Source organism: Microvirga aerophila, assembly GCF_003332305.1.
In the GTDB taxonomy this organism is placed as follows: domain Bacteria; phylum Pseudomonadota; class Alphaproteobacteria; order Rhizobiales; family Beijerinckiaceae; genus Microvirga; species Microvirga aerophila.
The window spans coordinates 215,531-234,885 of sequence record NZ_QOIO01000002.1; the positions used below are offsets into that span (position 1 = coordinate 215,531).

Genomic DNA, 19,355 nt, shown 5'->3' on the forward strand with positions numbered 1-19,355 from the left:
GCCCAGTCGCGGCACTTGTGCCGCTGGTCCGAAGGACAGCCATGGGTGTTGGTCTGGCCTCATTACTCAGAGCGCGGTGCTGGTGGTGCCTTTCATCAGCACCGGACCGGTCGGGCGTCCGGTAGGTGAACCTGTGGCCGGCTCAAGGGTGATCTCGAAGAGCTGGTTCGGCCCGGTCTGCGGCAGGTTGCCGACGTTGAGACGCACCGTGCGCGCTTGGTCGATCAAGCCGATGGAGACCGGGCCTCAGGCGCGATCCCACAGGGTCCAGATTTCGAGCGCCTGGCCGGGCGGAACGGGGATGGCCTCGAGCGGGATGAGCTCGGCGTTGCCATCGGCGAACGCGTTTACAACCGCGGCTGGGCGGTTCTGCTCGGTGAGCAAAACCGCAATGAGCACCGGCTCCCGCACCGCGCGCGTGGCGAGCAGGCCCACCCCAAGCGCCAGCAGAAGCGACGCGAATGCGCCTGCAATGCCTGCAACACGCCAGAACGAAAGAGAGCGCCAGAGCGCCGCGAAGGCGGCGCGCGGGCTTGGGATCACAGGGGGCGCTGGATCCTCGACCCGCAAGGTCGCCGACTCCTCGTCCAGACCTGTTTCGATCCTGCTCCAGAGCTCGGCTCCCGGCAGCACGGGCGGCGCCGTAGCGTCGAGCTCCGCCAAACGGGCCTGCCATTGCGCAACGGCCGCTTGGAAGCCAGGATCATTTTCGACGAGGCGCTGGGCGATGCGCTGATCGTCACCATCGAGCAGGCCGATGACGTACTCTGCGGCGAGCCGTTCGTGCTCCGGAGTCATGGCATGCACTCCCGAAGCGCAATGAGGGAACGGCGAATCTAGGATTTCATGGTGCCGAGAGGAACGCCGAGGCGGCCGGCGAGTTCGCCGTGGCTTAGACCCTCCACATAGGCGAGAAGGACTGCCTTGCGGCGGAGCGGCTCCAAGCGTTCCAGGCAGCGGCGTAGGGCGCTTGCGTCGGAAAGACGGACCACGAGCGCCTCGGCATCCTCCCCGGGAGCTTCCAGCCCCATCGACTCGAAATCCTCTGTGAGGTCCGTCCGGGTCTCCCCCCGCAGGATGTTGAGCGCCCGGTTGCGCAGGATGGCGTAGAGCCAGGTACGCCCCTCACCCCGCGCCGGGTCGAAGCTGGCCGCTTTCTGCCAGACCTGCACGAAGGTGTCGTGCACGGCCTCCTCCGCCAGCGCGCGCCGGCGCAGGAGGCGCATCGCGACCCCCAGCATCCGGGATGCTTCCGCATCGTAGATGCTGCGCAAGGCGATGCGATCACCCCTCGCTGTGAGGCGCAGGGCGTTGTTCAGGTCGAAAGGCGAGGAAGGCATCGTCCCCAACGCCGCCGTCACGCAGGTCTCCGTTCCTAGTCCATGCAGATTACACGGGAGTGCCGGTCTTGGATGCAGCCTCGACAAAAAATTCAGAATGCGGTGCATCCGCCCCTTTGCCTGCCGTGTAGCCCCATCGCCGGCCGCTTTGTGCCGGGAAACCCATAATGGAGACCACCATGAAGTCGTCCATCGTTGCCGTCGCGTTCCTCGGCACGACGCTGATCGCCAGCGCCGCCCAGGCCCAGACCGTAGCGGCGCTTGTCGGCGATGACACCATCGCCCTCGTTGACGTCGCCACGAAGCGGACCGACAAATCGATGAAAGTGTCGGGCCTCTCCGGCAAATTGTTGGGCATCGACATCAGGCCCTCGGATGGCCTCCTCTATGGGCTCGTGTCCGATGGCACGGTCGTCACGATCGACCGTGCGTCGGGTAAGGCGACGCAGAAATCCAAGCTCGACACGATGATCCCAACCGGCGTGATGGCGACGGTTGACTTCAATCCGGTGGCGGACCGTCTGCGCGTGATCGGCTCGGATGGAACCAACCTTCGCGCCAATGTCGACGACGGCAAGGTAACCAAGGACGGTCAACTGAGGTTTGGCGATAACGATATGCACAAGGGCAAGGCCCCCAGGATCGTGGCTGGCGCCTATACGAATTCCATGAAAGGCGCGAAGGAGACCGTGCTCTACGACATCGACGCCACCGGAGTCCTGACGAAGCAGGCCCCGCCGAATGACGGTATCCTCAACTCGATCGGAATGACCGGGATGACGGCCGAGAATGCAGCGTTTGACATCGTCTATGGGGAGACTGCGGGCCAGGGCATGAACACGGGCTGGCTCATGGCTGGCGATACCCTCTACCAGGTCGATCTCGCGACCGGCAAGGCAACTTCGGTCGGCAAGATCACTGGGGTGAGCGGTCTGGTCCGGGACATCGCGGCGCTGCCGGCGATGATGTGATGGCGGGACTAGCGCTCTCGTGATCGGGGATAGCGCACAGGTACAGGGAGGCGCTCACAGAGGGCCTCCCTGGTGATGCCAGCAATGCAAAGGTTGACCAGCAGGTTCCGTCGAACATAGCCGTCACCGTTATTGTCAGCTCGACATAATCAACACGCAGCCTGACCAAGCACATTTAAGATCCAGTGAGCTCTAGAGCTGCCCCCCTCTTGGGCGGGATCATCTCTCCTCGCCGCCATGCCGCATTTCCTAGCTGGGAGCCGCTTCGCCGGAGAATGCTCTCGCGCATCCTTTAGAGAATTGAACCCGATGCCTCACTGACCGGAGCCTTCGGTTCACTCAATGGTACGGTGCCTATGGAGTGGAGCGTCGGATGGATCGCAAAACGCGTTTCCGCTAGTGCCGCCTGACGCTCTGGAAACGGTCTGCCCTATACGGGGAAGGATCGATGATCGGTCTCCTGCGCGCAATGATGTCCGCGATCAGAAGTCCGGTGGTCGAGCCCCCGATGAGCCCGGTTTGGCCATGCCCGAATGCGAGAACGACATTCGAGTGCCGAGGCGAGGGACCGATCACCGGCAGGGAATCGGGTGTCGCCGGCCGATGTCCCATCCACGTGGAGACAGGTTCCCCCGTCAGGCTCGGGAAGTAGCGCTTGGCGAGGCGCCCCAGCACGGCGGCGCGACGCTCGTTCATCGGCGCATCCAGGCCAGCGATCTCCGCCGTTCCGGCGATCCGAAGGCCTTCATCCATAGGTGTCATCATGATTTTCGCCGCCAGGGGATAGATCGGGCGTGTCGGACCCGGCGTCGGCATGGGCAACATCACGTGATAACCGCGCATGCTCTCGAGCGGGATGCTGAGCCCGAGCCGTTTCGCCAGCCGCCCCGACCATGCGCCGGCCGCGATCACGACCAAGTCGCAGGGCATCGGGCCGGCCTCCGTTACGACGGCGCGAACCTTCTCGCCCTCTCGCTCGAAATCCTTCAGGGCAGCACGGACGAACCGGCCGCCTTCACGGGCGACGCCTTCGGCGATTGCCGCCACGAGGCGATGTGGATTGCTGCAATGGCCCGCGTCCGGAAGGTAGACCGCCTTCGTGAAACGAGGTCCAAGCGACGGCTCCATCTCCCTGATCTCGTCAGGCTCCAGGATCTCGGAGCGAATGCCAAGCGCGGCCCTGAGCTCCCGGCCGAGCGCATCCTTCACGAAGGCTGCCTCACTCTCGTAGAGATAGAGCTGACCGGACACGTGAAGCAGGCTTCCAGCATCGACGCCGAGAAGCGACTGGTAATGCTTGAAGCTGTCGGCATGCAGGGCGCGGAGCGCCTTCGCGACGGCATCGACGCGCGGCCGCGTGCCCGCCGCGATGAACCGGGCGAGCCAGGGCAGAGCCCGGGGCAGGTAGCGCCAGTCGATCCACAGCGGACTGTCGGGATCCGTGAGCCACGACGCCGCTTGCCGCACGATACCCGGCGTCGACAGCGGTACCACGGAGCCTGGCCCGATGCTTCCGGCATTGCCGAAGGAGCATCCCTCCCCCGGCGGCTCCGGATCGTAGATCGTGACGGAGTGCCCGTCCCGCTGCAGAAAGGCGGCGCACGAAACACCGATGACGCCCGCTCCGACGATAGCGATGTTGGCCACAGCCCTCTCCTTCAAAGTGGCAGTTGCACTCCGCGGCCGCTCCGCCGGGCCTGCTCAATGACCTCGGCCGCGATCGCAAGATCGGCCAGCGCGAAGCCGGGAAAAAGGAACATGGCGCGCTGCTGCTCGCCCGTGCGGCCGGCAGCTGTCCTGCTGACCAGGGACGCCAGATCGGCATCGAAAGGCCCCGGGTAGGCGAGCTTGGCCCGATTGGCGGGATCTGCCGCCTGGGCATGATCATCGGTGGCCAAGATCTCGACGCTTCTGAGCATGTCGCCGCGCCAGGGGCGTCCGAGATCGACTGCCGCGACGAAGCAGCCGGGCCTCAGCAGGGAGGCATCGAGGAACGGCTCAAGGCCGGGCTGCGCCGGGACTGTCGTAACGACGACGTCACAGGCAAGCGCTTCGTTGGGACTTTCCGCAACCCGGGCCTGGAAACCGATCTCCATCGCCGATGCCGCGAGTTGTTCCGCGGACGTGCGGCTGCGCGAGCTGCACACCGCCTCGCGCAGCCCCGGCAGCGCCTCCCGCAGGCTGGCGAGGTGCCCATAAGCCTGGGCGCCGCAACCGACGAACCCGATGGAGACGCTGTCCGGGCGGGCGAGATGGAGGGCCGCCAGAGCCGACATGGCGGCCGTACGCAGCACCGTCAGGCGCGTGCCGTCCATCACCGCGACCGGAACGCCGGTGGTGAAATCGCTTACCACGATCAACGCGTTGACGTTCGGTAGAGAGGCTTCGCTGTTTACAGCCGAAACTCCGACCCATTTCGTCGCCGCGTATGGCGGATCAGGCATGGCGGCGCAGAGGGATTGGAAAAAGTGACCTGCCCCGATCGGTATGGTGAGCTTCGGCTGAACGTGAGTTCTTCCCTTAGCGTGACGCAGGAAAGCATGCGCGAGCGCCTCCCGGGCGGCGCGAGGCGATATCCTAAGTGCGGCGATATCCTCGGCCGAAAGATAAAGAAGTGTCCCCATCGCCTTCACTCCGGCCGACCAGGAGACGCTGGCGCATCGAATTCATGCGCCAGTTTTTCCGAGACCTGAACGTCGTTTTCAAAGCGCTTGATGGAAAAGGGCGCGATGGAAGTGTCGGTCCTGCCGTCCACGATCAAATCCGCAAGCACCGCGCCGACTCCGGGGCCCACCTGGAAACCATGCCCGCAGAAACCGAAGGCATGAAACAGCCCCGGAGTCGTTTCGCTCTCCCCGATCACCGGCAGCATGTCGGGAAGATAGCCCTCGATCCCGGACCAGACGCGGATGACCTGCGCTGATTTCAGGAACGGTGCGATCCGCACCAGATTGCGCATGCCGTTGAGTGTCTTCTGCGGCGGCACAGGCGCCCGGTTGAGCACGGGATCCGCGACGGTTCGTGGATATCCCGCAAAGATGACGTTGCCCCGCGGGATTTGCCGAAAGATAACGGAGCCGCTCACAGCTTGGACGGACGGCACGACCCGGTAGGGTATGGGTTCGGTGACGAACTGGGGCGGCCCGGCCGCGAACATGGGCGCTGTCTCGCCGAAGGCCTCGGCAATGGACAAGGCCCATGCGCCTGCCGCGTTCACCACTGCGGCGCAATTCACCGTGAGGCCCGTATCGGTCTCGATGGTGAAGCCATCGCCGTTCTTGCGGACCCGATGCACACACGCATGTTCGACAATCTCAACGCCAAGGCGCTGCGCGGCCCGGGCGACGGCCGGCGACACGAGACGCGGATTGGCTGTGGCGTCCCGCGCCGAATAGGTCGCTGCTTGAAGCTCCTCGCCCAGCCACGGCCAGCGGCGCCGGAGTCCGGTGCGGTCGATCCGCTCAATGACGAGGCCGTGCCCTTCGGCGACCCGCGCGTGCTGCTCCAACTTTTCCTGCTCGGCCTCATTCGTCGCGACGTAGAGGTGGCCGGTCTTCTCGAACTCGCAGCTATCGCCGATCAGGCTCCCGATCTCCTCCCAGATTGCCTGCGACCTCAGGGAGAGTGGGTACTGCCCCGGATAGCGCCCTTGGAGGCGCAGGTTGCCGAAATTCACTCCACTCGACTGCGCGCCGACGACGCCTTTCTCGATAAGGATCGCCTGAAAGCCGCGCTTGGCCAGGAAGAAGGCCGACCAGGTCCCGATGAGCCCGCCCCCGACGATGACAACCTGTGCCGTCTTCATCGTGTTTGCTCCAGCTCCGACACTGCATGGAGAGGGATGGGCTTCACCGGCGCCTGCGAGCGCAACCGGCCGACATCCGCGACGGGTTCTCCGCAGGCGCCCGACACGATCTCTTGCAGGGCCGGACCGCAGAAGCGTCCCTGGCAGCGGCCCATGCCGCAACGGGTCAAGGCCTTGACGCGGTTCACCTCCCGAGGGCCGAGCGGCGTCTGGATGGCGGCCCTGATTTCTCCCACAGTCACCGCCTCGCATCGGCATGCGATAGTCTCGTCCGGAAGAGCTGCTGCCTGCGAGACCGGCCACGCGAAAGCCCGGGCCAGCCCACGCTGGAAGCGCCTCAAACGACCGACCTGCCGCCGTAGCCGCGCCAGCTCCGGCTCGGGTGAAGGCCGCCCCATGTCGGCGAGCAGCGCGTGGGCCGCGAGCGCGCCGCTCGCCTCTGCGGCATCCGCTCCGCCGATTGTGGCCCCATCGCCAGCCAGATAGAGATCCGGTCCGGCCCGTCCATCCGTGTCCGTCTCCGGCAACCAGAGCCGGAACACCGGGTCGAACCGGAAGTGAGCTCCAGCCAGTTCGGCCAGTTGCGTCTCCGGCTTGAGGCCGTGACCGTACGCGACGGCATCACAGTGGATGAACCGCTCATGCCCGCGGCCGTCCTTGATCCGAACGCCCTCCACCCGCTCTTTCCCATGGACCCCAAGTGCTGTCGCTCCGTCGATCAACGGAACACCAGCTCTGCGCAGGGCCGTGCGGTACATGACCCCGCGAGCTAGGGTGCGTGGGCTCGCCATAAGATCGCGCATGGCCACGAGCTTGGCGGAGAGCGGGGTCGTGTCGACGACCGCTGCGACCGACGCACCGGACTTCCGGTATTGGAGCGCGGCCAGAAACAGCAGCGGAGAACTGCCGAGGAAGACGACCCGGTTCCCGATCAGGCATCCCTGATCCTTGAGGATCACCTGGGCGCCGCCGAGCGTGAAGACGCCGGGCAAGGTCCATCCCGGCAAGGGCATGATGCGGTCCGTGGCGCCGGTTGCGAGGATCAGCGCATCGTAGGGTATCGTGCGTGCGACCCCGTCGGCCAGGGTGTGGAGGGCCCGCTCATGGACGCCCCAGACGAGAGTGCCATGGTGGTAGTCGATCCGCTCCCGCATAGAAGCGAACAGCGCATGAAGGCGGCTGTATTTATCCGCCTCCGTTCCCATCAGGCTTTTCATATCGAGGTCGAGATTGGGAGCCGGCGCACGGTAGCCCTGCCCACCCGCCCTGCGACCCTCGTCCACCAGAACCGGCCGCAGGCCCGCCTCCACGAGAACGGACGCCGCGCGAATGCCCGCCGGACCGCCGCCGACAATGACCACCTTAGACATGGCCGCTCCTCCGGGGATCGGTCCACACGGTGATGCCATCGGCAACCAGCGTGGTGCAGGCCCGCACGCGCTCACCATCCCCGAGCCAGACCCAGCAATCCTGGCAAGCTCCCATGAGACAGAAGCCGGCGCGTGGCTCACCGCCGAACTCGAGATGCCGGACAGCCCGTCCATTCAGCATGAGCACGGCGAGCAAACTGTCACCTTCGACGGCCTCGACGGGATCCCCATCAACGGTCAGGCGTAATGATGCGCCGCGACGGGTGGCGACCCTCACGAATTGCCCCTTGGATACCCGACCCAAGGCTTCATCTGACATCACTTCACCACCACAGCTTTATCGCAATGCAATAAACTTTGGGGAATGGTAGGATCGAGCGAGAAGTGCTGTCAAGGATAGGAGCCGAAGCCGCGCCCGTTCTGCGTCGTTAGCTCAAGCTCTCGCGCCGGTGGCGAATGCCCGTCAGCCTGTCAGGTGCGAGAGATCGCGTGGGCCGCGGAGATGATGAGCGGCGCGAAGCGTTCCACGACCTCCTCGCCGGAGAAGCGCGACAGCGGAACCGCGATGTTGATGGCGCCCAACGGGCGCTCGTTCCCGTCCAGGACAGCCGCCGCGATGGAGGCGTCGCCGCGATAGAACTCCTCGAAGGCGGTAGCGAAACCCTGTTCCCGCGATAACCGCAGCTTTCTCACAAGATCGTCCATCTTCCACGTGGTCGAGGGAGTAATGGGCTTTCGGTCCGAACGCTCGAGAATGGCGATCGCCTCGTCTTCCGGCAGGCGCGACAGGATCGCGATGCCAGGAGCGGTGCAGTAAACCGGCATCCGTGAACCGATGATCACGTCGGTGTTCAGCATATGCCGGCTCATGAAGCGGGAGATGAAGATGATCTCGGTGTCGTCGAGCAGGGTGAGGTTGACGGTTTCCTCCGTCTCCTTCGAGAGATGCATCAGGTAAGGCATCGCCCGCTCGACCAAGCGATTGCTGCGCAGATAGTAGTAGCCCAGCTGAAGTGTCTTCGCGGTAAGCTCGAATCGCTTCGTCTCCGCATCCTTGCGGAGATAGCCCAGCTTTGTGAGAGTATGGGTGAAACGCTGCGCCGCACTGACATCCATCTCAGTGGCGGCGGCAATCTGCGACAAGCTCAAGCTCGCACTCTGCGTATCGAAGACAGAAAAAACCCGAAAAGCTTTTTCAACCGACATTACCATCAACGGATCTGTGGCGCGACTGCGCTTTGGCGGTCCCTCGTCTTCGATCTTCTTTGCGTTGCTGATGGCCATACTTGTGTTTCCCTCGCTGAAACAAGCTCGATAAAAAATCCGAAGGAGGTTGACAATAGTAGCATATTGAGCCGAACATGCAATAATAACTATTGCATTGCAATAAAAGTCACAGGAGGCTCTTAACCATGGCTGAATTCGTCTTGAGTGAGCGGCGAGGCGCTGTTGGCGTCATCACCTTGAACCGACCCGAGGTTCTCAACGCCTGGAACGCCGCAATGCGGGACGAGCTGACCGCTACCCTGTCGGCCATGGAGGAGGATTCCGAGGTTCGTGCCGTTATCCTCACGGGCGCCGGCGATCGTGCGTTCGGGGCCGGACAGGACCTCAACGAGACCAAGAGCTTCGACGCCGAGCGGGCGGAACAGTGGATCGGCGAATGGGAGCGGCTGTACGACCGCATCCGCTCACTGTCGAAGCCGATCGTCGCTGCGCTGAATGGGGTTGCGGCCGGTTCAGCGTTCCAGGTGGCGCTCCTGTGCGACCTCCGGGTCGGTCACCCGGGCGTGACCATGGGCCAACCGGAGATCAACTCCGGGATCGCCAGCACCACCGGCCCTTGGATCATGCGCGAGATCATCGGCCTTGCCCATACTATCGACCTGACGCTCACCGGGCGCATGATGGATGCGGAAGAGTGCTACCGCGTCGGCGTGCTCAGCCGTCTGGTCCCCCAGGACAAGGTGATGAGCGAGGCGCTTGCACTCGCGGAGCTGCTCGCGAGCAAGCCGCCCGTGGCCATGCGCCTGGATCGCCAGCGCTTCCGCGAGATGACGGAGGAAGGTTTCCGGGACTGCCTAGCCGCCGGCGTCCGGATTCAGAGAGAGGCATACGCGTCGGGAGAGCCGGCACGGATGATGGAACAGTTCTTGGCCCGCAAGGCCGCGGCAAAGAAGGGCTGAAGCCCGGGCCATAATACGAGGGAATGCGGGTTCAAGACCTGCGCAACAGGAGGACGACATGAGTGATACGACTCTGAAGATGAATCGAAGGCACCTGCTCAAGACGGCTGGAGGCACAGCACTGGCTCTGGGAATGCCCGGTCTCTCCGGCCGGGCTTTCGCCGCGACGACAATCACCGTTGCCGATCCAGGGGGTCCCTTCGGCCCGGCCTTTCGGAAGGCATTCTACGATCCTTTCGAGAAGGCGACCGGGATCAAGGTGGTCAACGTCGCCCGCGAGGCCGAGCCGACGGCCCAGTTCAAGGCGATCGTCGAAACCAAGTCCTATACCTGGGATGTCTGCACGCTGACGCTCTCAGCCCGGGACATTCTGGCGAAGCAGAATCTTCTCGAGCCGATCGGCTTCACCCGGGACGCGGCGCCTGGCCTGATGCCGGAGGCGATCACCGAGCACTGGATGGGCACGGACGTCTATTCTTCGGTCTTTGCTTACAGGAACGACCACTTCAAGAACAATGCGCCGAAGAGCTGGGCCGATTTCTGGAACGTAGAAAAGTTTCCGGGCCGCCGGTCCCTGCGCAAGAACCCCATCGACACTCTCGAGCAGGCCCTGTTGGCCGATGGCGTGAATATTGATCAGCTCTATCCGCTCGATGTCGATCGGGCCTTCAAGAGCCTTGATAAAATCAAGCAGCACATCGCCATCTGGTGGACCGGCGGCGCACAGTCGACGCAGATCCTGCAAAGTGGCGAGGTCGATCTTACGACCGGCTGGAACGCACGCCTTCAGGCTGCAATCGATGGCGGCGCGCCCGCAACGATCGTTTGGGATCAGGGGCTCTACTCCATCGAGGGCTGGGCGATCCCCAAGGGCTGTCCACGCGCGGACGCCGCGAAGCAGTTCATCAAGTTCTGCTCCACCGCAGACCGTCAGGCTGTGTTCACGGAAGCTCTGGCCTATGGGCCGACCAATCTCGATGCGTACAAGAGCATCTCGCCGGAGCGAGCCAGAGTGCTGTCGACCTCGCCCGACAACCTCAAGAAGATGCGCGTCGCCAACGAAGCCTGGTGGAGCGAGAACCGCGCGGCCGTAACCGAGCGCTTCAACAGCTGGCTGCTGAGCTGATAGCGAGCGCCGCCGCGAGCCGGAATCTGCGGTTGGAGCGGCGGCGCCTCCCTGGAAAGCCAAGTCGGAGCGCATGAACCATCCGGGGAGCCGCTTTCGCGCGCACCTTATGGTTTGATCGCGGTTCTGACGCAGTTGGTCGGGAACCCGGCGAAGCTCGCGCTTCTTGCATTCTCCCGGCGGACGGCAGCGGCAATCTGCTTTTGACGCGCGCGACGAGACAAAGGAACACGTTGCAATGACGATGGTAGCGAAGGACGGCGTGACCACGCCGAAGCTCATCATTGACGGACTGTCCAAGCGCTATGGCGACGTCACGGCATTGGAGCCGACACAACTGAATGTTCCGACAGGGGAGTTCCTCACCCTGCTTGGACCCTCGGGATCGGGCAAGACGACGCTGCTGCAGATGATCTGCGGCCTCGTCGAACCGAGCTCGGGCCGCATTCTCGTCGACGGACGCGACCAGACCCAGACACCGGTCTATCGGCGGGACATCGGGCTCGTGTTTCAGCACTATGCCCTGTTTCCTCATCTGACGGTCGCTGAGAATATCGAGTTTCCCCTTCGCATGCGCGCCCTTCCCGCAGCAGAGCTCAAACAGCGCGTCAAGGATGCGCTCGCCATGGTGCAGCTCGACCACCTGGCGGCCCGTTTTCCGCGCGAACTCTCCGGCGGACAGCAACAGCGCGTCGCTCTTGCGCGCTCGTTTGTCTACCAGCCGTCCATCATCCTCATGGACGAGCCTCTCGGCGCCCTCGACAAGAAGCTGCGGGAGCATATGCAGATCGAGATCAAGCAGCTCCATCGCGAGACGGGCGCAACCATCATCTACGTGACCCATGATCAGGAGGAGGCGCTCGCCCTTTCGGATCGGATCTGTCTCATGAACCATGCCCGCATCGAGCAGCTTGGTACCCCTCATGAAATCTACGCCAAGCCGGCGACCGCCTTCGCGGCCGATTTCATCGGGATCTCGAACATCTTCCGCGGTCAGGTCGATACGTCCTCCGGGGGTGAGATCCGTCTCTCGACCAGACACGGAAGCTTCCGTCTCCCCTCGGGCGCCACGAGCGTCGGCAAAGAAGCCGCCATCGTGGTCCGCCCAGAGCAGATTACCCTCGGCAGCGATAAGGGAAACACCGTCATGGGACGGGTCATGGATACGGTATATGCCGGATCCGAAACCCGACTGATTGTCGATTTAGATGAAGGTGAGACGTTGATCGTCCGCCTCCCGCCCGGCCATCCCGTTCCGGCCTTCGGAGAGCGCGCGGCTTTGGGCTGGAATCCGGACGCAGCGGTTCTGGTGCCATGAACACCAAGGGAATTGCAGGCATGACCGCAACCACTGCTTCCGCCCTTTCGCCTCGCCAGCGCTACTTTCGCCCCAATGCGCTCTGGCTCGCAGCGCCTGGCCTGGCCTTCCTGGCCGTGTTCTTCCTGTTCCCGGTCCTGCGCCTTCTGGCTCTGAGCGTACAGAATCCGGCGAGCGGCGCGTTCAGCCTGGAGAGCTATGCCCGCATCGCGAACACGGACGTTTATCTTCAGGTTCTGGGCATCACCTTCAAGATTGCTGGCAACACGGCGATTTTCTCGATCCTGCTCGGCTATCCCTTGGCCTACTGGCTGGCCGGACTGAGGGACGGGCTTCGGGAGCGCATGGTCCTTCTGGTCATGGTGCCGTTCTGGACGAGCTATCTCGTGAAGACCTTCGCGTGGATGGTCGTGCTCGGCCGCACCGGGGTCATCAACAACATGTTGACCGGAAGCGGCCTGGCCTCCCAACCGTTCCCTCTCGTCTATAACGAGTTCGGCGTCATGGTGGGAATGGTCCACGCCATGATTCCCCTCGCGGTGCTGACCATGATGCCGATCATGATCGGCATCGACCGCCGCCTGATCCAGGCGGCGCAGGCGCTGGGCGCGGCGCCGGCCCAGTCGTTCTGGCTCGTTTACTTCAAGCTCTCCCTGCCTGGCGTGACTGCAGGCGGTCTGCTCGTTTTCATCTCGTCCCTCGGGTTCTTCATCGTGCCGGCTCTCCTGGGCGGAAGGCGCGAGACCATGCTCGCACAGCTCATCATCACGCAGGTGCAGGAGCTCTTGAATTGGGCATTCGCCGGCGCCCTTGCAGCCATGATGCTCGTTGCAGCCCTCGTCACGTGCTGGCTTTACGACCGGCTTTTCGGCCTGTCGTCACTGTCGGGCGGAGAAACCTCGGCCCAGAATGGAGGATCGGGCCGTCTGCGGCTAATCGGGCTCGCGATCCTGCGTGTTATCGCCAAGGCGAGCGCCATGCTGGCCGACGTTGTTCGCAAGGTGATCGGCACACGGGGAGCGCAGCTGCTCCTCCCCATCTACTGCGCCCTCGCCCTTGCGTTTCTCGTCCTGCCCACCCTCCTGGTGATCCCCATCGGCTTCACAAGCTCGCAGTTTCTGGAATTTCCGCCGCCGGGCTACAGCATGCAGTGGTTCGAGACCTATTTCTCATCTCCCGTCTGGCTTTCCGCCACCCTGCGCTCCTTCGGCGTGGCCGCTGCAACGGCACTCTGCGCGACCCTCATCGGCGGACTGGCGGCGCTGGCGTTGGCGCGTTCCAGCACCCGCTGGGGCGGGGTTATCTTTGCAACGTTCCTGGCACCATTGATCGTTCCTCGCATCATCATCGCCGTCGGTCTGTTCTACCTGTTTGCGCAGATCGGCCTCGTCGCGACGGACATGGGTCTGGTCATCGGACACACCGTACTGGCTCTTCCCTTTGCGTTCGTGACCATTACGGCGATCCTGAAGAACTACGACTGGCGGCTGGACCAGGCCGCGGCCGTGCTTGGAGCAAACCGCGTCAAAACCCTCTTCCTTGTCACGGTTCCTCTCGTGAAGGGGGGATTGGTCGCAGCCTTCCTGTTCGCGTTCATCACGTCTTTCGACGAACTCACGATCGCGATCTTTGTCAGCGGTGGAATCAAGACAACGCTGCCCAAGCAGATGTGGGACGACATGATCCTGCAGCTCAACCCGACCCTCGCAGCGGTGTCGGTGGTGGTCTTCGTGATCGTAACCGTCCTCCTTCTTCTGGCCGAACGCTTCCGCCGCACGGCATAAACCCACGACCTGAGCAAACCAATGTTTCCCGACGACACAAATCTCGTTGATCTATTGCGCCTGCATGCCGCGAAAAACCCCAAGGGCGTTTTCGCCCACTTCAATGGGGACCCGATCACCTTCGCCATGCTAGATTCCCGGTCTTCGGCCGTGGCGGCCTGGCTGCGCTCCCGCGGCCTGAAGGCCGGCGAGCACGTGGCGGTGATGATGCGCAACAGTGTGGAAACTCTCGCGGTGGTATTCGGGCTCGCCAAAGCGGGTTTGGTCTGGATCCCGCTGAACGCCCAACAGCGCGGCCAGGGCCTGCAGTACATCATCAACCACTCGAAGCCCGTGCTCGTCATCGCCGATGGCGAGCTCCTGCCGACCATCACCGAGTGTGGGGCGGCGCTTCCGCCGCACGGCTTCCTGATCAACGGGCATGACGAGGCGCATCCCCGGCTGGACGTTGTTCTCGGCGCTGAGGCTCCCTTCGCGGATCCGGCGCCCGCCATGGAAGCGCCCTTCGCCATCATGTACACCTCCGGCACGACCGGACACCCGAAGGGCGTGATCGTCTCCCACCGGATGATGCGGCTGGCCGGTGAGGCTGTCGGCCTCGTGGCTGCCGCCAAGGCGGGCGACGTGATGTTCGTGTGGGAGCCGCTCTACCATATCGGCGGCGCTCAGCTCCTCGGCCTTCCCATGACCCGCGGCGTCGCCCTGGCGATGGTCGATCGCTTCAGCGCGAGCCGCTTCTGGTCCCAGGTGCGGGAATACGGCGCGACGCATATCCACTATCTGGGCGGCATCCTGCAGATCTTCCTCAAGCAGCCACCCTCGGCGCTCGACCGCGGGCACGGCGTTCGGATCGCCTGGGGCGGTGGTTGCCCAGGCGAAATATGGACGTCGTTCCAGGACCGGTTTGGGGTTCAGATTAGGGAATGCTACGGCATGACCGAGGCCTCCAGCATCACGACGTTCAACGACAGGGACGTCGTCGGCTCCGTGGGCAGCCCGGTTCCATGGTTCACCGTGGAGCTCCTCGGCGCGGACGGCGCGCCGGTGCCGCAGGGCGAGCGCGGGGAGATTGTGGTGCGCACCTCGCTGCCCGGCGCCTTGTTCCCCGGCTACTACGACAATCCGGCGGCCACGGAGAAGGCCTTGCGGAACGGAGCCCTGCACACCGGCGATCTGGGATCCTACGATGCCGAGGGCAATCTGATCTTCCACGGCCGGATGACCGACAGCGTCCGCTGCAAGGGGGAGAACATCTCCGCCTGGGAAGTCGAACACGTGGCCGCCGATCATCCGGCCGTTGAGGACTGCGCCATGATTGGCGTTGCGGCTGATGTGGGCGAGCAGGACATCAAGCTCTTCATCAAGCCGAAGGACGGCAGCGAGGTGAGGCCAGCGGAGATCTCGGCTTGGCTTGCCGGTCGCCTCGCCCCCTATCAGAACCCCCGCTACATTGCCGTCGTCGACGAGTTCGAACGCACGCCGAGCCAGCGGATCATGAAGCACAAGCTGTCCAAGCGTCTCGACGACTGCTGGGACAGGCTCGCCCAAGGATCGTGACATGACGCGTGAAGCAACTGTCCTTCTGTCCGGAACAGGCGCCTTCGCGGCCCGCATCCTGTTCGACATCGCCGCCACCGCGACGGCCCCAACTCGGGTGGTCCTCGCAGGGCGTAACCGGGAACGCCTGCAATGGCTGAAGGTCGCGGCCGGAGCCCGCGCGGCGATCTTCGGCACCCCCGTTATTGTCGTCGCGCGGGAGACCGATCTCCTCGCCGAGGGCGCGGCAGTTGCAATGATCCAGGAGACCGCTCCGGACGTAGTCGTGCAGGCGGCGTCCGTGCAGACATCGTCGGTCATCGCCGGGTCGGGGGATGCCTGGAGCCGGCTCGTCGCCGAGGGCGGATTGAGCGCGACCGCGGTCTTCCAGGCGCTTCTCAGCGCCCGTGTGGCGGTTGCCATGACACAGCTCGGGAGCAGCGCTCCCTTGATCAATTGCAGCTTTCCGGACGTTGTGAACGGCTTGATCAAGGCTCTCGGACATCAGGTCATCTGCGGCATGGGCAATGTGGCGATCCTGTCCAGCGCCTTCGCGGCTGACCAAAATCTCATGGACAGGAGCCGCATCAAGGTCCTTGCCCATTATCAGAATCTCGGGACATGGCGCCGGGCGGCGGAGGCCCGCTCCGGCCCGTCCCCGAGGGTCTGGATCGACGGCGAGGAAGTGGCCGATGTGTTCGATACCTTCCGCAACGTGAAGCTGACGCCGGAGCCGGTTATCGACATCTCGGGGGCCAGTGGCGTGCCGCTCATCCTTTCCCTTGCGGAGGGCCGCCCGTGGGCCGGCCATGTTCCAGGCCCGTACGGCCTGCCTGGCGGCTATCCGGTGCAGCTGACCAATGGCGTCCTTTCCCTCGATCTCCCGCCGTCCCTATCGCGGGAGGAGGCGATCTCGTGGAACACGCGCTACGAGGAGGAGAATGGCCTCGTCGTCGGGTCGGACGGGCAGGCACGCTACACGGGTGTCCTGCGCGAGCGCCTGGCGCAGCACTCCCCTGCTTTGGCGGAGGGCTTCGCCGTGTCCGACCTCGAAGAGGTCTATCGCTCCATGCACGAGCTGCGCACGAAGCTGCAGCAGCAGGGCTGAGTTCGAACGTTCCGCCTGCCGCGCCGTCCGATGCCCGACCTTGCGCGGGCACAGGTCCGGAGCAGCTCATCACGGTGTGTCACCATGCAATCCTCCCGTCCCTCCATCGCCCCTTCCGACCGGTCTTGGTGGCTCGACGAAGCCTTGAAGCATGAGGGCAACGTGCCCCCTGCCGCTCCCCTCGAGGGTGCATGCAGCGTCGACGTCGTCATCGTTGGCGGCGGCTTCGCTGGGCTTTGGACCGCGCTGACGCTCAAGAGCCGCCGCCCCGACCTGTCCGTCGCGCTGATAGAGGCTTCCATCTGCGGCTCCGGGGCGAGCGGGAAGAACGGTGGAAAGGTCCACGGCTACTGGTCATCCCTCGGCACGGGCGTCCAGGCTCTCGGGCCGGACGGAGCTCTCGCGATTGCGAAAGCGGGCGACCGGGCCCAGGACGGCATCCGCGCCTTTGCGTCCGCGAGCGGACGCGATATCTGGTGGCGGGAGGGCGGCAACCTGGTGGTCGCCACGACTCCCGCCCAAGAGACGAAGATCGAGGATGTCGTCCGCCTCGCTGGCGAACTCGGCGCGCAGGACCATGTCATGGCGCTCTCGAGGGAGGAGGTTCACGCACGCTGCAACTCGCCGACATTCCGACGGGGCCTCTTCTTTCCGGACGCAGCGACGGTTCACCCCGCTCGCTTGGCGCGCGCGCTCCGTCAGGCAGTCATTGACCGGGGCGTCACTCTTTTCGAGAACACGCCTATGCTGGGCGTCGATCCTGGGCGCCCATCATGCCGGGTCAGAACCCCGCGTGGACAGATCGAAGCCCGCGAGATCGTTCTCGCCACCAACGTGGCCTTAAGCGCCATGCGGGAAATTCGGCCGCATGTGAGCATCTTCTCAAGCTATGTGGTGATGAGCGAGCCTGCGCCGGAGCGGCTCGTCGCCATGGGCTGGACAGGCGACGAGGGTCTCGCGGACCTGCGTATGTTCCTGCACTACTTTCGCAAGACCCCGGACGGCCGTGTCCTCATGGGATCAGGCTCCGGACCGGTCGGCTATGGCGACCGCGCCGAGACCCGGCAGCTGACCCACGACGGCCCCAGCATCGCGCGCGCGGAGACCGGCCTCCGGCGGCTGCTCCCCGCCTATCACGACGTTCCGCTCGCCCGCGCGTGGGGCGGCGCCATTGACGTGTCCTCCGACCGTCTTCCGTTCTTCAAAACCCTCCCCGGAACCCGGATCCACTATGCGGGCGGGTTCTCGGGCCACGGCGTGAACGCCACCTACATCGCCGGGCAGTGCCTCGCCTCTCTCGTCCTCGGGGACAAAGACGATTGGGCGGCCTTGCCCTTCTGCACCCGCGCCCTGCCGCGGCTGCCGCCCGAGCCGTTCCGGTTTGCCGGCGCCAGCGCCATCCGCTCCGCCATCCTGACCTGCGAGGAGGCGGACGAGCGCAGCCAACAGGCTCCCGCCTTGGCCCGAGCGATTGCTCACCTGCCGAAAATGCTGGGCCTCAGGATCGGCGTCCGGTAGGAACCGGCGCTCCCTGGCGCAAGCCCGTTCAACGTTTGGCACCCGAAAGGCAGGCACCAAACCACTTCAGGCGGCCGAGAGGATCTCGTCGGCGGGTCCGAAGAATTCATAATGGATGCGGTTCGACCGAACGCCGGCCAGAGCGAATCCACTCACGAATGCTCTCAAGAACGGCCGTGGGCCGCACAGATAGTAGCCGGCCTCGATCAGTGGAGTGTTGGCCTGCAACCATTCCATCGTAATAAGGCCCTCGTGATCGTAGTCGTGCCCAAGGCGATCCTCAGGTCGCGGTTCAACGTAGAAGGTAGTCGCTTCGATGTTCGGGTATGCCTCGGTCAGGGAGCGGACCCGCTCCCTCATGGCGTGGGTCGCGCCGTTCAACGTGCCATGCACGTAGTGAGTAGGCTTGTTGGGATAACGGGCGGCAATCGTCTCCAGCATGCTCATCATCGGCGTCAAGCCCACCCCACCGCTCAGGAGGACGACCGGGCGAGGCGACTCCTCGTTGAGGAAGAACTCGCCCGCGGGCGGAGCCACCTTCACCATCTGCCCAACCGCGGCCTGGTCGTGAAGCCAGTTGGAGGCAATGCCCTGCGGCTCCCGCTTCACGGAAATCCGATAGCTCTCGTCATTGGGCGCGCTGGAAATGCTGTAGTTGCGCTTGAGCGGGTGCTGGCCCGGAACCTCGATCCAGAAAGTCAGGTACTGGCCCGGTTGGTGGCGCAGGACGGGCTGATCGTCCTTTGGTCGCAGCACGAAAGAGGTGATGAGCTCGCTTTCCTGCTGCTTGCTCTCGATGCGGAAGTTGCGCCAACCGTTCCAGCCGCCGGGTGCCGACGCCAGGCTGGTGTAGATCGCCTTCTCGCGCCCGATCAGAACATGGGCCAGGAACCAGTAAACCTCGCCCCAGGCAGCCAGTATCTCGTCCGTGGCAGCGTCACCGAGTACATCCTTGATCGCGCCGAGCAGCGCTTCGGCGACATGCGGATAGTGCTCGGGCAGGATGTTGAGCCCGACATGCTTCTGCGCGATGCGTTCGACGGCCGGCGCGAGGGCGCCGAGGTTGTCAATGTTCTGGGCATAGGCGAGCACCGCAGTGGCAAGAGCCTTGGGCTGTGATCCGGTCTCACCGTGATGCGACTGGTTGAAGAGATTGCGGATCTCCTCGTTCCGGAACATGCGCTCGTACATGCGCCGGGTGATCGCTAGCCCATGCTCCCGGATGGCCGGAACAGTGGCCTTGACAAGATGAACGGTCGTATCACTGAGCGAGGTGGGCATGAATCATCCTTC

Annotated in this window: 18 protein-coding genes; 8 read left to right on the top strand and 10 right to left on the bottom strand. The window is 64.2% G+C overall.

Annotation, left to right across the window (positions count from 1 at the left end):
* Positions 1–66: 66 nt before the first annotated feature.
* The 3 genes from DRB19_RS31785 to DRB19_RS02295 are packed head-to-tail and all read right to left on the bottom strand — an operon-like array spanning position 67 to position 1,340.
* Positions 67–234 carry an anti-sigma factor domain-containing protein gene (locus tag DRB19_RS31785; RefSeq protein ID WP_276330593.1) on the bottom strand — a complete coding sequence of 56 codons (168 nt, stop codon included), beginning with the start codon at positions 232–234 and terminating at the stop codon, positions 67–69.
* Between the two features lie 12 nt (positions 235–246).
* Positions 247–798 carry an anti-sigma factor gene (locus DRB19_RS02290; protein ID WP_245439235.1) on the bottom strand — a complete coding sequence of 184 codons (552 nt, stop codon included), beginning with the start codon at positions 796–798 and terminating at the stop codon, positions 247–249.
* A 38-nt stretch (positions 799–836) separates the two neighbouring features.
* Positions 837–1,340 carry a sigma-70 family RNA polymerase sigma factor gene (locus DRB19_RS02295; RefSeq protein WP_114184404.1) on the bottom strand — a complete coding sequence of 168 codons (504 nt, stop codon included), beginning with the start codon at positions 1,338–1,340 and terminating at the stop codon, positions 837–839.
* Between the two features lie 179 nt (positions 1,341–1,519).
* On the opposite strand from DRB19_RS02295, the gene DRB19_RS02300 reads away from it, so the two are divergent.
* The gene (locus DRB19_RS02300) at positions 1,520–2,311 is read left to right on the top strand and encodes a DUF4394 domain-containing protein (protein ID WP_114184438.1); all 792 of its coding nucleotides are present in this window, start codon (positions 1,520–1,522) and stop codon (positions 2,309–2,311) included.
* Between the two features lie 396 nt (positions 2,312–2,707).
* Here DRB19_RS02300 and DRB19_RS02305 read toward each other — a convergent pair whose 3' ends face one another.
* The 6 genes from DRB19_RS02305 to DRB19_RS02330 all read right to left on the bottom strand — a co-directional run bounded on the left by DRB19_RS02305 (position 2,708) and on the right by DRB19_RS02330 (position 8,770).
* Complete coding sequence (locus DRB19_RS02305) at positions 2,708–3,958, bottom strand: NAD(P)/FAD-dependent oxidoreductase (RefSeq protein WP_162815559.1); 1,251 nt, start codon at positions 3,956–3,958, stop codon at positions 2,708–2,710.
* Positions 3,959–3,969: 11 nt separating this feature from the next.
* A complete protein-coding gene (locus DRB19_RS02310) occupies positions 3,970–4,935 on the bottom strand; it encodes an ornithine cyclodeaminase family protein (RefSeq protein ID WP_114184406.1) in 966 nt (321 codons plus the stop codon).
* Between the two features lie 5 nt (positions 4,936–4,940).
* Entirely contained in the window at positions 4,941–6,116 is a 1,176-nt protein-coding gene (locus tag DRB19_RS02315) for an NAD(P)/FAD-dependent oxidoreductase (protein ID WP_114184407.1), read from the bottom strand.
* Positions 6,113–7,486 carry an FAD/NAD(P)-dependent oxidoreductase gene (locus DRB19_RS02320; RefSeq protein WP_114184408.1) on the bottom strand — a complete coding sequence of 458 codons (1,374 nt, stop codon included), beginning with the start codon at positions 7,484–7,486 and terminating at the stop codon, positions 6,113–6,115. Before DRB19_RS02320 ends, DRB19_RS02315 begins: the two co-directional genes overlap by 4 nt.
* The gene (locus tag DRB19_RS02325) at positions 7,479–7,805 is read right to left on the bottom strand and encodes a (2Fe-2S)-binding protein (protein ID WP_114184409.1); all 327 of its coding nucleotides are present in this window, start codon (positions 7,803–7,805) and stop codon (positions 7,479–7,481) included. Before DRB19_RS02325 ends, DRB19_RS02320 begins: the two co-directional genes overlap by 8 nt.
* A gap of 152 nt (positions 7,806–7,957) precedes the next feature.
* Positions 7,958–8,770, bottom strand: coding sequence for an IclR family transcriptional regulator (locus tag DRB19_RS02330; RefSeq protein WP_246690403.1), 813 nt, complete (start codon positions 8,768–8,770; stop codon positions 7,958–7,960).
* Positions 8,771–8,898: 128 nt separating this feature from the next.
* Between DRB19_RS02330 and DRB19_RS02335 the strand changes: the two genes are divergently transcribed.
* The 7 genes from DRB19_RS02335 to DRB19_RS02365 all read left to right on the top strand — a co-directional run bounded on the left by DRB19_RS02335 (position 8,899) and on the right by DRB19_RS02365 (position 18,062).
* Positions 8,899–9,672, top strand: coding sequence for an enoyl-CoA hydratase/isomerase family protein (locus DRB19_RS02335; protein ID WP_114184410.1), 774 nt, complete (start codon positions 8,899–8,901; stop codon positions 9,670–9,672).
* Between the two features lie 58 nt (positions 9,673–9,730).
* Positions 9,731–10,798 (top strand): ABC transporter substrate-binding protein, encoded by a 1,068-nt coding sequence (locus DRB19_RS02340; RefSeq protein WP_114184411.1) that lies wholly within the window; start codon positions 9,731–9,733, stop codon positions 10,796–10,798.
* Between the two features lie 238 nt (positions 10,799–11,036).
* Entirely contained in the window at positions 11,037–12,116 is a 1,080-nt protein-coding gene (locus DRB19_RS02345) for an ABC transporter ATP-binding protein (protein WP_308494255.1), read from the top strand.
* A gap of 20 nt (positions 12,117–12,136) precedes the next feature.
* On the top strand, positions 12,137–13,900 hold the full coding sequence (locus DRB19_RS02350; RefSeq protein ID WP_114184441.1) for an ABC transporter permease subunit: 1,764 nt from the start codon (positions 12,137–12,139) through the stop codon (positions 13,898–13,900).
* A gap of 21 nt (positions 13,901–13,921) precedes the next feature.
* Positions 13,922–15,457, top strand: a complete 1,536-nt coding sequence (locus tag DRB19_RS02355; protein ID WP_114184412.1) for an AMP-binding protein — start codon at positions 13,922–13,924, stop codon at positions 15,455–15,457.
* 1 nt (position 15,458) lies between these two features.
* The gene (locus DRB19_RS02360; RefSeq protein ID WP_114184413.1) at positions 15,459–16,544 is read left to right on the top strand and encodes a hypothetical protein; all 1,086 of its coding nucleotides are present in this window, start codon (positions 15,459–15,461) and stop codon (positions 16,542–16,544) included.
* 84 nt (positions 16,545–16,628) lie between these two features.
* Positions 16,629–18,062, top strand: coding sequence for an NAD(P)/FAD-dependent oxidoreductase (locus DRB19_RS02365; RefSeq protein ID WP_114184414.1), 1,434 nt, complete (start codon positions 16,629–16,631; stop codon positions 18,060–18,062).
* 66 nt (positions 18,063–18,128) lie between these two features.
* Here DRB19_RS02365 and hmpA read toward each other — a convergent pair whose 3' ends face one another.
* Positions 18,129–19,343 (bottom strand): NO-inducible flavohemoprotein, encoded by a 1,215-nt coding sequence (gene hmpA, locus DRB19_RS02370; RefSeq protein ID WP_114184415.1) that lies wholly within the window; start codon positions 19,341–19,343, stop codon positions 18,129–18,131.
* Positions 19,344–19,355: the final 12 nt, after the last annotated feature.

Coding starts and splice junctions, on each gene's coding strand:
- DRB19_RS02295 (WP_114184404.1), bottom strand. CDS start 1,340: ATGCCTTCCTCGCCTTTCGACCTGAACAACGCCCTGCGCCTCACAGCG.
- DRB19_RS02330 (WP_246690403.1), bottom strand. CDS start 8,770: ATGGCCATCAGCAACGCAAAGAAGATCGAAGACGAGGGACCGCCAAAG.
- DRB19_RS02310 (WP_114184406.1), bottom strand. CDS start 4,935: ATGGGGACACTTCTTTATCTTTCGGCCGAGGATATCGCCGCACTTAGG.
- DRB19_RS02345 (WP_308494255.1), top strand. CDS start 11,037: ATGACGATGGTAGCGAAGGACGGCGTGACCACGCCGAAGCTCATCATT.
- DRB19_RS02355 (WP_114184412.1), top strand. CDS start 13,922: ATGTTTCCCGACGACACAAATCTCGTTGATCTATTGCGCCTGCATGCC.
- hmpA (WP_114184415.1), bottom strand. CDS start 19,343: ATGCCCACCTCGCTCAGTGATACGACCGTTCATCTTGTCAAGGCCACT.
- DRB19_RS02335 (WP_114184410.1), top strand. CDS start 8,899: ATGGCTGAATTCGTCTTGAGTGAGCGGCGAGGCGCTGTTGGCGTCATC.
- DRB19_RS02300 (WP_114184438.1), top strand. CDS start 1,520: ATGAAGTCGTCCATCGTTGCCGTCGCGTTCCTCGGCACGACGCTGATC.
- DRB19_RS02350 (WP_114184441.1), top strand. CDS start 12,137: ATGACCGCAACCACTGCTTCCGCCCTTTCGCCTCGCCAGCGCTACTTT.
- DRB19_RS02315 (WP_114184407.1), bottom strand. CDS start 6,116: ATGAAGACGGCACAGGTTGTCATCGTCGGGGGCGGGCTCATCGGGACC.
- DRB19_RS02360 (WP_114184413.1), top strand. CDS start 15,459: ATGACGCGTGAAGCAACTGTCCTTCTGTCCGGAACAGGCGCCTTCGCG.
- DRB19_RS02320 (WP_114184408.1), bottom strand. CDS start 7,486: ATGTCTAAGGTGGTCATTGTCGGCGGCGGTCCGGCGGGCATTCGCGCG.
- DRB19_RS02365 (WP_114184414.1), top strand. CDS start 16,629: ATGCAATCCTCCCGTCCCTCCATCGCCCCTTCCGACCGGTCTTGGTGG.
- DRB19_RS02290 (WP_245439235.1), bottom strand. CDS start 798: ATGACTCCGGAGCACGAACGGCTCGCCGCAGAGTACGTCATCGGCCTG.
- DRB19_RS02325 (WP_114184409.1), bottom strand. CDS start 7,805: ATGTCAGATGAAGCCTTGGGTCGGGTATCCAAGGGGCAATTCGTGAGG.
- DRB19_RS02340 (WP_114184411.1), top strand. CDS start 9,731: ATGAGTGATACGACTCTGAAGATGAATCGAAGGCACCTGCTCAAGACG.